Origin of the sequence: Streptomyces erythrochromogenes, assembly GCF_036170895.1 — a bacterium.
GTDB lineage: Bacteria > Actinomycetota > Actinomycetes > Streptomycetales > Streptomycetaceae > Streptomyces > Streptomyces erythrochromogenes.
The window spans coordinates 1,293,797-1,306,978 of record NZ_CP108036.1 but is presented as its reverse complement, the minus strand read 5'-3'; the positions used below and the strand labels follow the sequence as shown (position 1 = coordinate 1,306,978).

At 73.0% G+C, this 13,182-nt stretch carries 12 protein-coding genes; 10 read left to right on the top strand and 2 right to left on the bottom strand.

Translation table 11 applies throughout. The features are described from left to right. The first annotated feature begins 31 nt into the window (after positions 1 to 31). The 4 genes from OHA91_RS06280 (at position 32) to OHA91_RS39835 (ending at position 3,649) form a co-directional block, all read left to right on the top strand. Positions 32 to 1,318, top strand: coding sequence for a cytochrome P450 family protein (locus OHA91_RS06280; RefSeq protein WP_328738795.1), 1,287 nt, complete (start codon positions 32 to 34; stop codon positions 1,316 to 1,318). A gap of 201 nt (positions 1,319 to 1,519) precedes the next feature. Further along, positions 1,520 to 2,404, top strand: a complete 885-nt coding sequence (locus OHA91_RS06275; protein WP_245240025.1) for an ABC transporter ATP-binding protein — start codon at positions 1,520 to 1,522, stop codon at positions 2,402 to 2,404. Then, positions 2,401 to 3,255, top strand: coding sequence for an ABC transporter permease (locus tag OHA91_RS06270; protein ID WP_030957368.1), 855 nt, complete (start codon positions 2,401 to 2,403; stop codon positions 3,253 to 3,255). The genes OHA91_RS06275 and OHA91_RS06270 overlap by 4 nt, the downstream gene beginning before the upstream one ends. After that, the gene (locus tag OHA91_RS39835) at positions 3,248 to 3,649 is read left to right on the top strand and encodes a helix-turn-helix transcriptional regulator (protein ID WP_031147032.1); all 402 of its coding nucleotides are present in this window, start codon (positions 3,248 to 3,250) and stop codon (positions 3,647 to 3,649) included. The genes OHA91_RS06270 and OHA91_RS39835 overlap by 8 nt, the downstream gene beginning before the upstream one ends. Before the next feature lie 64 nt (positions 3,650 to 3,713). On the opposite strand, the gene OHA91_RS06260 is transcribed toward OHA91_RS39835, so the two are convergent. Continuing rightward, positions 3,714 to 5,000, bottom strand: coding sequence for an activator-dependent family glycosyltransferase (locus OHA91_RS06260; RefSeq protein WP_031147034.1), 1,287 nt, complete (start codon positions 4,998 to 5,000; stop codon positions 3,714 to 3,716). Between the two features lie 167 nt (positions 5,001 to 5,167). On the opposite strand from OHA91_RS06260, the gene rdmE reads away from it, so the two are divergent. The 6 genes from rdmE to OHA91_RS06230 all read left to right on the top strand — a co-directional run bounded on the left by rdmE (position 5,168) and on the right by OHA91_RS06230 (position 12,270). Next, positions 5,168 to 6,775, top strand: a complete 1,608-nt coding sequence (gene rdmE / locus OHA91_RS06255; protein WP_031147036.1) for an aklavinone 12-hydroxylase RdmE — start codon at positions 5,168 to 5,170, stop codon at positions 6,773 to 6,775. Positions 6,776 to 6,823: 48 nt separating this feature from the next. After that, positions 6,824 to 7,618, top strand: a complete 795-nt coding sequence (locus OHA91_RS06250) for a phytanoyl-CoA dioxygenase family protein (RefSeq protein ID WP_266494050.1) — start codon at positions 6,824 to 6,826, stop codon at positions 7,616 to 7,618. Positions 7,619 to 7,642: 24 nt separating this feature from the next. Continuing rightward, positions 7,643 to 8,806, top strand: a complete 1,164-nt coding sequence (locus OHA91_RS06245; RefSeq protein ID WP_051892707.1) for a cytochrome P450 family protein — start codon at positions 7,643 to 7,645, stop codon at positions 8,804 to 8,806. Positions 8,807 to 8,833: 27 nt separating this feature from the next. Then, positions 8,834 to 10,117, top strand: a complete 1,284-nt coding sequence (locus tag OHA91_RS06240) for an activator-dependent family glycosyltransferase (protein ID WP_266494055.1) — start codon at positions 8,834 to 8,836, stop codon at positions 10,115 to 10,117. Between the two features lie 77 nt (positions 10,118 to 10,194). Next, entirely contained in the window at positions 10,195 to 11,004 is an 810-nt protein-coding gene (locus tag OHA91_RS06235; protein WP_031147044.1) for an FkbM family methyltransferase, read from the top strand. Between the two features lie 21 nt (positions 11,005 to 11,025). Beyond that, the gene (locus OHA91_RS06230) at positions 11,026 to 12,270 is read left to right on the top strand and encodes a DUF418 domain-containing protein (protein ID WP_328738794.1); all 1,245 of its coding nucleotides are present in this window, start codon (positions 11,026 to 11,028) and stop codon (positions 12,268 to 12,270) included. Here the strand turns inward: OHA91_RS06230 and OHA91_RS06225 are convergent. After that, positions 12,248 to 13,108 (bottom strand): class I SAM-dependent methyltransferase, encoded by an 861-nt coding sequence (locus tag OHA91_RS06225; protein WP_031147048.1) that lies wholly within the window; start codon positions 13,106 to 13,108, stop codon positions 12,248 to 12,250. The two genes, OHA91_RS06230 and OHA91_RS06225, sit on opposite strands and share 23 nt — an antisense overlap. Between the last annotated feature and the right edge of the window lie 74 nt (positions 13,109 to 13,182).

Here is a 13,182-nt window from a genome sequence, read left to right as displayed (position 1 = left end):
AGCAGGCCCCCGGAGAGGCGGAGTTCAGCACATGGTGACCATGAACGAGAGCGAACTGGGCCGTGTGCTGCTCACGCACCGCGGCGTCCAGTGGATCATCGGCACGAAGGACGACCCGTACGCCCTGCTCGTGCGGGCCGCCGGCGACGACCCGCACCGGCTCGGCGAACTGATCCGGGAACGGGGCCCGCTGTACCGGAGCAGCGCCGAGGCCTGGGTGACGGCGCACCACGAGGTCGCCGCGGCCGCGCTCGCCGACCCGCGGCTGAGCGTCCGGCACCCCGACGCGGACGCACCCGCCGCGCAGGACGGAGGGGAGCAGCGCGAGCCCATGCCCTGGGAAGTTCCCGCACTGCGCGAGGTCCTCCCCTTCGGCGGGGCCTTCCTGACCGCGGGCCGCGCCGACTGCGAGCGCGTGGGCGAGCTGCTCGAACCCCTGCTCGGCGCGAAGGCCCTGGAACGCCGGCGGCCCGTCGCCGAGCAGGCGCTGCGCCGCGCCCTCGCCGAAGCGGGCAGCGGCTTCGACCTCCGCACGGAGGTGGCCGACCCGTTCGCCGCCGGGATCGTGCGGGAGCTGCTCGGCGTACCGGAGGAGGACCACGACCGCTTCGCGGCGCTGTGCCGGGGCGCCGCGGGCCTCCTGGACGCCACGGTGTGCTCGCCGCACCTGCGCACGGCACGCGAGCTGATCGCTTCCGTCGAGGGCATGCGCTCCCTGCTCGCCGGAGTGATCGCGCAGCGGCGCGAGAAGCCCGGGGACGACCTCGTCAGCGCCCTGCTGGCGGCGACCCACGAGGACGAGGTGCGGTCGGTGTGCACACTGCTGGCCCTCGTCGGGACCGAGCTGTCCGCGACCCTGTTCTGCGACGCGGTGGCGGAGCTGCTCGACCACCCCGCGCAGTGGCGGGCGCTGTGCGAGGACCCCGGTCTCGCTCCGGCGGTCGTCGAGGAGACGCTGCGCCACGCCCCGCCCGTGCGGCTCGTCCCGCTGTACGCGCTCGAGGACCTCGAACTGGCCGGGACGCCCGTCCCGGCCGGCGGCCAGGTCGTCGTGGCGGTCGAGGCGGCCGGCCGGGACTCTGCCGTGCACCCGGAGCCGGCCGCCTTCGACCCGGCCCGGGAACGGGCCGCGGAGCCCCTGGCGTTCGCCGAGGGCCTGCCCACGTCGCTGCCGGCCCCGACGGCGCGGTTCCTCGCGGAGGCCGGGCTCCGCGCGCTCGCGGCCGAGGTCCCGGGCCTGCGTCCGGTCGGGCCCGTCCTGCGGCGCCTGCGCTCCGGTGTCACCGGAGCGGTGATCGAGATGCCCGTCGCCCGCTAGCTGATTCTCACGGTGCGTGACGATCCCTTTGGTCGTGCGACTTGTACGGGTCGTAGTAGAGATACTATCTTTGATCTAACAGGTCTGATCGAAAGGTAGGGGCCTATGGCGGAGTTAAGTGATCTGCGCGAGGCGAACCGGGCTGCGGGAGCACCGGACGGCTCGGCAGGCGAACGAGTGATCGACATCCGCGGACTGCGTATGCGGTACGGGTCCAAAGACGTGCTGAACGGGGTCGACTTCAGTGTCCGCCGGGGCGAGGTGCTCGCTCTGCTCGGGCCGAACGGCGCCGGGAAGACGACGACCATCGAGATCATGGAGGGGTTCCGGACGCGCTCGGCGGGCGAGGTCAGCGTGCTCGGCGTCGATCCGGCCAAGGGCGACGAGGAGTGGCGCGCCAGGCTGGGCGTCGTACTCCAGTCGTGGCGCGACCACGGCAAGTGGAAGGTCCGGGAGCTGCTGGCCCAGCTGGGGGACTTCTACCGGCCCTACTCCACGCCCGAGCGGCCGCGTCCGCGCGACGTGGACGAGCTGATCTCCATGGTCAGCCTGGAGGAGCAGGCGGACCAGAAGATCGGGTCCCTGTCGGGCGGCCAGCGCCGCCGGCTCGACGTCGCGATCGGCATCGTGGGCCGCCCGGAGGTGCTGTTCCTGGACGAGCCCACCGTCGGGTTCGACCCCAAGGCGCGCCGCGACTTCCACGACGTGGTGCACCGGCTCTCCGACCTGGAGGACACCACGATCCTGCTCACCACGCACGACCTGGACGAGGCCGAGAAGCTGTCCGACCGCATCCTGATCCTCGCCGGGGGCCAGATCGTCGCGGACGGCAGCGCCGACCAGCTCGCCCGGCAGACGTCGGGCAAGGCGGAGGTCCGCTGGAGCCTGAGCGGCGAACAGTTCGTCCACGCCACGCCCGACGCCAGCACGTTCGTCCACGAGCTGTTCAAGCAGCACGGCGACCGGGTCCGCGACCTGGAGGTGCGCCGGGCCAGCCTGGAGGACACGTACATGACCATGGTCCGCCAGCACGAGGCCGGCCGGTCCGAAGAGGCGATCGCCGCGTTCCGGGAGGCAGGCCGATGAATCCCACCCTGTACGCCGTGCGACTCGGTCTGCGCCGCGGCTGGACCGAGTTCAGGCAGAGCGTGACGTCGCCGGGCGACATCATCTACTACCTCTTCCTCGGGGGCGTCTTCCTCGGGGTGCTGTTCTTCATGCGGAACTCGACCGTGGAGGGCACCGACCTGTCGCTGGCGACGCTGACCATGCCGAGCATGATCGGCGGCCTGCTTGCCTTCCAGGCCCTGGGCGGAGCGGCGTTCGCGCTGGCGGCCGAGCGGGAGGACGGCACGCTGCTGCGGGCCAGGACCGTCCCGCAGGGGCTCGTCGGCTACATCGCCGGCCGCGTGCTGGGCATCGCGCTGAGCACCCTGCTCACCCTGGTCATCATCCTGGTGCCCAGCGTGTTCCTCTTCGACGACCTGATGACCGGGGACCTCGCCAAGTGGCTGAACCTGGTGTGGGTGCTGGCCCTCGGACTCCTCGCCACCCTGCCGATCGGCCTGATCATCGGCGCCATGGTGAAGAACCCGCGCGGCGCCAACACGTGGGGGATCTTCCCGACGATGGGCCTGATGGCGATCTCGGGTATTTTCTACCCGATCACCTCGCTCGCGGGCTGGCTCCAGGGCATTGCGCAGCTGTTCCCCGTGTACTGGGTGGGCCTGGGCACCCGTGCCGCGCTGCTGCCCGACGCGGCGGTCGCGGTCGAGCTCGGCGACTCCTGGCGCAGGCCCATGACCGCGGTCGTGCTGCTCGCCTGGGCCGTCGTCGCGCTGGTGATCGCACCGAGGGTCCTGGGCCGTACGGTGCGCGGCGAGACGGGTTCGAAGGTCGAGGCCCGACAACAGGAGGCATTGAAGCGCGTTGGGTGACAAGGAAACCGGCGGCAAGCGCGCGTCGGCCCGCCGGGGCACGTCGGCGGCGGAGCCGGAGACCGGGGCGGTGGCCCCGCGGTCCGGCTCCGGCACCGACACGCCCGCGGCGGGCTGGCGTTCGACCGGCGAGCAGGGCCGTCCGCGCGGCGGCGCAGCGAACGAGACGGTGCACAACCGCATCGCCGTGCTGCGGGTCGAGCGCGCCATCACGCGCAGGCAGCTCGCCGACGCCCTCGGGGTGCACTACCAGACGGTGGGCTACCTGGAGCGCGGCGAGTACAGCCCCAGCCTGCACCTCGCCCTGAGGATCGCGGAATACTTCGAGGTACCGGTCGAGGTGATCTTCTCGACCACCCCGTTCCCCCGGATCGGGAGCACTCCGCCCGCGTAGGCGGCAGCACACCGCGGCCGTCGGGGCACAGACACCCCGACGGCCGCGGCGCACCGGACCCGTTCTAGCGCGACCGGTGTTCGGCGGTGAGCCGCTCCAGGACCGGGACGACATCGGCGGGCGACGGCGTGGCGAGGACCTCCCGGCGGAGCCGGTCGGCGCCGGCACGGAACGACGGCTCCTGCAGCACCCGGACCAGCGCGGCGCGCAGCCCCTGCGGCGTCAGCGCCTCCGGATCGATGCACAGCCCGGCGCCCGCGTCGCGCACCCGGTGCGCCTTGGGGACGTTGCACCACATCTTGGCCGGCACGATCACCTGGGGCACGCCGTGCGCCAGCGCGGTCTGGAGGGTGCCCGAACCCCCGTGGTGCACGATCGCCGCGCTGGTCGGCAGCAGCGCGTCCAGCGGTGCGAAGTCGACGACCCGCACGTTGTCCGGTACGCGCCGGCCCGGATCGAGCTGGTCCGCGGTGAACGTCGCGACCACGTCGACGTCCAGGTCCGCCACCGCCTCCAGCAGGTCGCCGACCGACGTCCGGTCGGCGCCGACCACCTCGCGGAACGACCTGCCGAGGGTCAGGCAGACACGGGGCCGGCGGGGCGGCGGCTCCCGCAGCCAGTCCGGGACCTGCGCCTCGCCGTTGTACGGTACGTAGCGCACCGGCACGGACGGCAGGTCGACCGGCAGCCGCAGCGACGGCGGAACGGGATCGATGGTCCACTGGCCCACGACCAGGTCCTCGGTGAACTCCCGGCCGTACCGCCGCAGGATCCGGTCCATCCACTCCTCCAGCGGATCCTCCCGCAGCGCCGGCGGCAGTCCGGCCAGCCCCCGCAGGTAGTGCTGGCGCATCAGCCCGACCAGGTCCAGGCCGAACATCAGCCGCGCGTGCGCCGCGCCGCTGATCCGCGCCGCGAGCGCGCCGGGGTAGTACATGGTGTCCCAGACGACCAGGTCGGGCCGCCAGGAACGGGCGAAGTCGATCAGCTCCCCGGTGGTGTCGTCCGGCAGGGTGTTCTGGTAGACGAACGAGGTCCACGCGGTCAGTACCCCGTGGACATAGGGAAGGGTCAGCTTCTCCGGCCGCGTCTCGCTGATGTCGAGGACGTCCAGCCAGGCTTCGTCACGTATCTCGTCGGGCTCGTCGGTGTACTCCGGATTCATCGTGGCCGCGACGTCGAGGACCCCGCCGACCGCGACCGCGGTCAGGCCGGCGTTGTTGATGTCCTCGACCACGTCCGGCCGGGTGGCGACACGGACCTCGTGTCCCGCGGCCCGCATCGCCCACGCCAGGGGTACCTGGGTGTGGACGTGGGTGCTCGCCGGGAACGGCGTGAACAGCACTCGCATGGGAGGTCACCCTGCCGGTGCCCGTTCGCACGGCACTCGAGGATTCCCGCAGCCGCGCACGAGCCCGCGTCGACGGGCCTCCAGCGAACTTCGAAGCCCACCGGCGAGTCTCGGCCCCGGGCAACGGAGGTCCGACAGGACGGCCGCCACCGAAGCGGGAGAAGACGATGGCCACAGCTGACAAGGAAGTCGACGTACTGGTAGTGGGCGCGGGCCTGGGAGGCCTGTCCACGACGATGTTCCTCGCCCGCCTGGGCGTGCCGGTGCTCATGGCCGAGAAGCATCCGACGACGTCGATCCACCCCAGAGCGATCGGCCAGAACCCGCGCACCATGGAGCTGCTGCGGCTCGGCGGGATCGCCGAGCAGGTGCAGGACGCCACCGACCACCGCGGTGCCAAGGGCCACTTCACGACCCGGGTCGCCGAGACCGTACGGGGCGAGGTGCTCGGCACCTTCGAAGAGGGCTTCGACAACCTCGTCGCCACGACCGCGCCCTGTTCCCCCATGGCGTGGGCGCTGGCCTGGCAGGACCAGCTGGAGCCCCTGATGCTGGACCGGGCCCGCCGGGACGGGGCGCAGATCCGGTTCGCCGCCGCGCTCGTCTCCTACGAACAGGACGCGGACGGGGTGAGCGCGCTGCTCCGCGACCGCGAGAGCGGCGCGGAGACCACCGTACGGGCGCGCTACCTGGTGGCCGCGGACGGCGACCGCAGCCCCATCAGGGAAGGGCTCGGCATCGCCCGCCGGGGCCACGGCTCGCTGTCCCACGTGGTCGGCATGATCTTCGAAGCCGACCTGTCCGGGGTGCTCACCTCGGACGCGTCCGGGCTGTACTACCTGCGCAACCCCGCCTTCAGCGGCATCTTCATCGGCAGCGACCGACCCGAGCGGCACACCTTCCTGGTCGAGTACGACCCCGAACGCGGAGAGTCCGCCGAGGACTTCACTCCCGACCGCTGCCTCGAACTGATCCGCACCGGCCTGGACGCACCGGACCTGGAGCCCAAGGTGCTGGACGTCCAGCGCTGGGAGATGGCGGCCCGCATCGCCGAACGCTGGCGCGCCGGAAGGGTGTTCCTGGTCGGCGACTCGGCGAAGGTCGTGCCCCCCACCGGCGGGCTCGGCGGCAACACGGCCATCGGCGACGGGTACGACCTGGCTTGGAAGCTGTCCGCCGTACTCACCGGCCAGGCCGGCCCCGGCCTGCTGGACAGCTACGAGCCCGAGCGCGGCCTCGTGGCCCGGCTCGTGATGGACGAGTCCATGGCCCTCTACGCTTCCCGGCTCGCCCCGCACCTGCAGGACCGGATGGCGGAGCCCGTCGGCTATGCCGAGGTGATCCTCGGCTTCCGCTACCGCTCGGACGCCGTCCTCATCGACGACGACGACCCCGCCCGGGTCGAGTCCCCGGCCCGGCCCACCGGAAGGCCCGGCTTCCGGATGCCGCACGTGTGGGTGCTCAGGGCGGGCGAGCGGATCTCCACCGTGGACCTCTTCGGTTCCGGCTGGCTGCTCATGACCGGTGCGGACGGCGCCGGCTGGACCGGCTGGGCCCGCAGCGCGAGCAGGGAACTCGGCGTCCCCGTCGAGGTCCACGGTCCGGCCACCGGTCTCGAGGACCCCGACGGCGAACTCGCAGAACGGTTCGGCATCGGCACCGGCGGCGCCAGCCTCGTCCGGCCCGACGGCATCGTCGCATGGCGCACCGCCACCCGGCCGGACGACCCCGCCGCCGCCCTGCGCGACGCCCTCACCCGGGTCCTGTCCCGCTGAACGGGACCACCCCGTACCCCACCACCACGACGAAGGAGCGAACACGCCATGACGGCCCGAAGCGCCCCGGTCACGGCCGACGTCCTCACCGACGAGGCCCGCCGCCATTACCAGGAGAACGGTTTCGTCCGCATTCCCGAAGTCCTCACCCCCTCCGAGGTCGAGCGGTTCAGGGCCGCCTCCGAGGAAGTGGTCGCCCAGCACGGGCCGGAGATCTGGGGCGCCGGCGAGGACGAGGTGCAGGTGCACTTCGTCGCCCAGGCCTGGCTCAAGCACGAGGCGCTGCGCGACCTCGCGCTGCACCCGGCGATCACCGGCATGGCCAAGCGGCTCGCCGGCGGCCCCTTGCGCCTCTACAGCACCGACATCCTCCTCAAGTCCGGCCGGGAGACCCTGAACACGCTGCCCACGCTCGTCCACGACGACGAGACGGGCCTCCCGCTGCACGGCATCGAGCGGACGCTCACGGCGTGGGTCGCGCTGGTCGACGTACCGGCCGAGAGCGGCTGCCTCAGCTACGTGCCCGGGTCCCACCTGCGCGACGCCGCCCACCGGCAGGTCCACATGACCAGCTTCGCCGAGTACCGGCCCATCGCCGACATCTGGCCGGACTACGACTGGCAGCCGCGGATCACCGTGCCGCTGAAGGCCGGTGACGTCGCCTTCCACCACTGCCGCACCGTCCACATGGCCGGGGCGAACCTGACCGACAACCCCCGGATGGGCCACGGCATCGTCTACATGGACGACGGCAGCACCTACTGGCCCGGCACCGAGGACGCCCACATCTCCCACATGGCCCCCGGGGACCCGCTGGACAACGAGAAGTTCCCCCTCATCTAGAGGAGACCGTCGAAGGTGAGCGTCATGCACGGCACATGGAACCGCACGGACATCGGAGAGCTGGGCAGACGGCTCCAGCGCGCCCACGGGGAGGTGTGGCTGCACCAGGTGAAGGGCGATCCGTACGCCGACCTCCTGCGCGGCCACGCCGAGGACCCCCGTCCGGGCCAGGAGCGGATCCGCGCGCTCGGCCCGCTGTGGCGCAGCACCACGGGCGCCTGGGTGACGGCGGACCACCGGCTCGCCGGGGAACTCCTGGGCGCGGGGTGGCCGCACCGCCCCCTGGCGGACGACGAGGCCCACGTACCGGTGGACGACGCCGGGCTCGGCGGGGACGCCGCGCACTACGAGCGGCTGCACGGGTACGCGCGGGACGCCGTGCCCCCGGCCGCCGTGCAGGCGGTGTCCGAGCGGGTGGTCGGCGCCCTGGCCGCGGACTTCGACCTGGTCACCGACCTCGCGGAGGCCGTTCCCACGAACCTGCTCGCCGCGACCCTCGGGCCGGCCGGCGCGGACCGCCGGGAACTGGCCCGGGCCTGCACCGCCGCCGGGGTCGTCCTCGACGGCCTGCTGTGCCCGCAGCGGCTGGACGTCACCCGGCGGGCGGTGGCCGCCGTCGGCCGGCTGCGCGAGCTCCTCGCCGACCCCGCCGCCGACCCCGAAGCCGGACCGGGGGCCGGCCCGCACGAGGCCGCGGTCCTGCTGGCCACCGCCGGGGTGCGCACCGCGGCGAGCCTGATCGCCGGCTCCGTGCTGGCGGTGGCGGACCACCCCGAGGAGTGGTCGCGCGTCGCCGAAGACCCAGGGCACGCCGCCCTCGTCGTGGCCGAGGTCCTGCGCCACGACCCCCCGGTACGTATCCATCCGGCGGTCGCCCTCGCCGACGTCGAATTCGCCGGACAGCACGTGCGGGCGGGCGAGCGCGTGGTGGTGCTCGTCGCCGCGGCGAACCGCGACCCCGAAGTCTTCGACGATCCCGACCGGTTCGTCACCGGCCGCCCGGTCGAGGCACTGGTCCCGGCCCTCCACCACCGGGTGACCCTGCCGTTCGCCCGCGCCCAGGCCGAAGCGGTCCTGCGCGCACTGGTGGCCGCCCGCCCGCGCCCGCGCCGCTCGGCCGGCCACCTGCGCAGCCGCCGCTCACCCGTCACGGGACACCTGCTCGGCTGCCCGCTCACCACCGGCTGACCGGCGCCCACAGAAAGGAACCCCGCGATGAGAGTCCTGTTCACGTCGATCGAGGGCAACCACTTCCAGCAGATGGTCCCGCTGGCCTGGGCCCTGCGCACCGCGGGCCACGAGGTGCGGGCGGCCTGCAACGAAAGCCTCGTCGACACCGTCACCCAGACCGGCCTGACCGCCGTGCCGATCCAGTCGCCCACCCTCTGGGAGCAGCTCGACGGCTTCCAGAAGGAGGCGATCTCCCTCTTCAACGAGATCGGCACCAGCAAGCAGGACCCCTCCAAAGCGACCTGGGAGGACCACCTCTCCTACGAGAACATGGTCGTCCCCGCGCTCTACCAACCGCTCAACAACGACGCGCAGATCGACCAGCTCGTCGCGGCCGCCCGCAGCTGGCAGCCCGACCTGGTCGTGTGGGAGAGCTTCTCGATCGCCGGGGCCGTCGTCGCCGTCGCGACCGGCGCCGCCCACGCCCGCCTGGTGTCCGGGCCCGAGCTCGCCCTCCAGATGGTCACCCGCGGACACTTCGTACGCCACCGCGACCGGCAGCCCGAGCCGCTGCGCGAGGACCCGACGGCCGAGTGGCTCGACTGGACCCTCGAACGCCTCGGCAGCGAACGGCGGTTCGACGAGACCATGCTGACGGGCCAGTGGGTCGTCGACACCCGGCCCGCGAGCCTGCGCCAGGAGCTCGACCTGCCGACCGTCCCGATGCGCTACGTCCCCTACAACGGGCGCTGCGTGGTGCCCGGCTGGCTCAACGAACCGGTGGAGCGACGCCGGGTGTGCATCACCCTCGGCACGTCCATCACCAGCGAGGAGTCCGAGCGGTTCCGGCTGGGCGAGACCCTCGCGGCCCTCTTCAGGAGCCTGGCCGGACTAGACGTCGAGATCATCGCCGCCCTCGACCCGGCCCAGCGCGGCGCCCTGCCCGACCTGCCGGACAACATCCGCACCACCGACTTCGTCCCGCTCAACGAACTGGCGCCGTCGTGCTCGGTCATCGTGCACCACGCCGGCTACCAGACCAAGGCCACCGCGGACCTGCACGGCGTTCCCCAGGTCGTCATCGTCGGCTACGAGTGGGTGAGCGAGGACATGGGCGAGGAATACGAGAAGTCCGGCACCACCCTGGCCGTCTCCGCCCGCGACCTGACCGCCGAGGTGCTCCGCGAGAAGATCCTGCGGCTGCTCGACGAGCCCTCCTACACCGAACGGGCCGGCGCGCTCCGTGACGAGATCCGCGCCATGCCGACGCCCAACGAGGTCGTGCCGGTCCTCGAGGAGATGACCAGGGAGCACCGGCGCCGCGGATGACCGGTCCACCGGCCCGGCGGCCGGTGGACCAGTGCTCCTCGTGCGCTCCTCGAGACCGGTCCCGCAGATTCGATGCCATGCCGAATCCGTGGGATCTCCCCGATGAACTGCCCACCGACCTTCCCGTCTCCCGCTGCGAACTGCCCGACGGCCGCGTGCTGTCGGCGGTGCAGGAAGCGGAGGCGCACACCCTCTGGGAGGAGATCAGCAGCGCCGCCCCCTACCGCAAGGCGGCCGAGGGCCTCCGCCCCGGCGAGGCCGTCATCGACGTCGGCGCCCACATCGGGCTGGCGTCCCTGCTCTTCGGCGGGCTGGCCCCCGAGAGCCGCGTGCTCGCCTTCGAACCCGCCCCGAAGGCCTACACCTGTCTGGAGGACAACCTCGCCCGCCTCCTGCCGGGGGCGACCGCGTTCCGGCAGGCGCTGGGGGCCGCGTCGGGTACGTCCGAACTGACCTACCGGCCCTACGTGGCCTCCGCCTCGACCCTGTACGACGACGCCGAGGACGACGCCCGCAACCTCGAAGCGCACCTCGACAACATCGGCGCCGACGAGCGGACCAGGGAGGTCGTGCGGCGCACCTTCAACGTGAGCCAGCGGGTCACGGTCGAGGTGACCACGCTCGCCTCCGTGATGGCGGAGCACGACGTCGACCGGGTGGGCCTGCTCAAGATCGACGTCGAACGCGGTGAACTCGACGTCCTCGACGGCATCGACCCGGCCTGCTGGCCCCGCATCCGGCGGGTCCTCCTCGAGGTCCACGACATCGACGGCCGGCTCGGCCGGGTCGTCTCCCGGCTGTCCGGACTCGGTTTCCACGCCACGGTCTCCCAGTGGGGGGTCTACGTCGGCGGCAGCGTCCACCTGGTGCTGGCGGAGCGGGACTGACATGCCGAGGAGGAAGGGCCGATGAGCGACGGCGCTCCGCGTCCGTCCGGATCGGGGGCGACGGCGGACCGCGCCCTCGCCCCCGATCTCGCCCGGGGCCTGATGCTGCTGATCGTCGCCCTGGTGCACGCGCACATGTTCGTCAGTGGGAGCGCCGCCGTGATCCGGGGGTATCCGCCGGTCGCCGGCTCGCCCGCGGACGCAGCCACGGCGGGGGTGCTCACGGTGCTGGCCGACAGCCGCAGCTTCCCCATGTTCGCCCTGCTGTTCGGCTACGGCACGGGCCGGATCCTCGCAAGCGAGAGGGAACGGGGACGGGACGGACCCGGTGCGCGCGCGGTGCTGCGGCGCCGCGCCCGCCTGCTGCTGCTGTTCGGGGCCGTCCACGCGCTGCTGCTGTTCGCCGGGGACGTACTGGGCGCCTACGGACTGCTCGCCCTGGTCGCCGTCGGCCTGACCGGCGCCCGTGACCGCATCCTGTTCACGGTGGCGGGCGCCGGTGTCGCCGTGGGGACGGTGCTGTACGCGAGCATGCTGGCCGCGGGCGTCTCCGGCGACCCGGACGACACCGCGGCGGCGATGTTCCTCGCCGCCGACCCGGTCTCCGACGCGGCGTACCGCATCGGCACCTGGGTGGTCACCACACCGCTGTTCGCCGTCATGTCGCTCGGCCCGTTCCTCATCGGTGCGCACGCCGCCCGGCAGCGGGTCCTGGAGGAGCCGGGCCGCCACCGGGTCCTGCTGCGCCGGGTGGCGGTGACGGGCACCGCCCTGAGCGTCGCCGGAGGCCTACCGCTGGCGCTGGTCACCTCCGGGGTGTGGACCACCGCACCCTCCGACGTGGCCTGGGGGCTCAGCGCGCTGCACGTGCTGACGGGGTACGCGGGAGGCTGCGGCCTCGCCGCGGCGGTGGCCCTGCTCGCGCTGCGCCTGGAGGGCCGGCGGAGCAGGGCCGTGACCGCCGTCGCCGCGTGCGGCCGGCGGTCGATGAGCGCCTACGTCTGGCAGTCGGTCGTCTGGCTCGTGCTGTTCGCCCCGTACACCTTCGGGCTCGGCGACCGCGTGGGCGTCCTCGGCTCCGCGCTCGTCGCCCTCGGCGCGTGGGGCGCCGGTGTGCTGCTCGCCGACCTGCTGCGCCGAAGGGGGCGGCGCGGGCCCGCCGAGGCGCTGCTGGCCAGGGTCACCCGGCGGGCCCCTCCGGCGGCGGCTGCCGCTCCGGAGCGCGAGGACGCGGTACGCGAGGTCAACGGGCCACCGTCGCCGTGACGTAGCGCACCGGCGTCTCGATCGACAGGGGTCCGCCGTCGTGGCGCATCTCGTCCAGCGCCCCGGTGAGCCGGACCCGCAGCCGCTCCCGGTCGTCGTCGGGCAGGTGCTCCCACAGCAGGCGCATGCCCTGGGTGTGGGACCACGCCACCCACGCCTCGCCGGACGGGGCCACGAGGTCGACCGGTTCGTCGGTGATCTCCACCTCGTGGAACCCCGCGGACTCCAGGGCCCGGCGCAGGTCCGCCTCCTGCGCCAGCCAGCTGTTGAAGCGCTTCTGGAGTTCCTCCGGCCGCCACTGCGGCGGCAGGTTCTCCAGGAGCGAGCGCGGGATGAGCTCGGTGAAGACGGGCGGGAGGAAGGGGAAGGCGTCGTCGTCGAACACCGGGCTCGTGAAGGCGATGCGCCCGCCGTCGGCGAGCAGTTCGGCGTAGCGCGGCAGGGCGGCCCGGGCCTCCGGGAAGAAGATCAGGCTGTAGCTGCCGGTGACGACGTCGAAGGAGCGGGCCGGCAGATCGGGGAACTCCCCGTCCATCACGCGCAGTTCGACGTTGGCGATGCCCAGGTCGGCCGCCTCCTTTCGCGCCTCCTCGATCATGGCCGGCGCGATGTCGATGCCGAGGACGCGGCCCTGGTCGCCGACGAGCGCGGCGGCGTGGAAGAGGCACGCCCCCCGCCCGCAGCCGACGTCCAGCACGCGCTGCCCGGGCTGCGGCGCGGCCCGTTCGACGAGGCGCCGCCCCATGGGGGTGAAGAAGGTGACCCCCATCCGGTCGTAGGACCCGGCGGCGCGGTCGAAGGCGGCCGTGACATGGGCCTTGTAGGTTGTCTTGTCCATGTGCGTCGCTCCCAGGAATGGTCGGCGTGTCCGGCCCACCATCGTCCGGCCGGCACCTGCGAAAGCACTCGAGG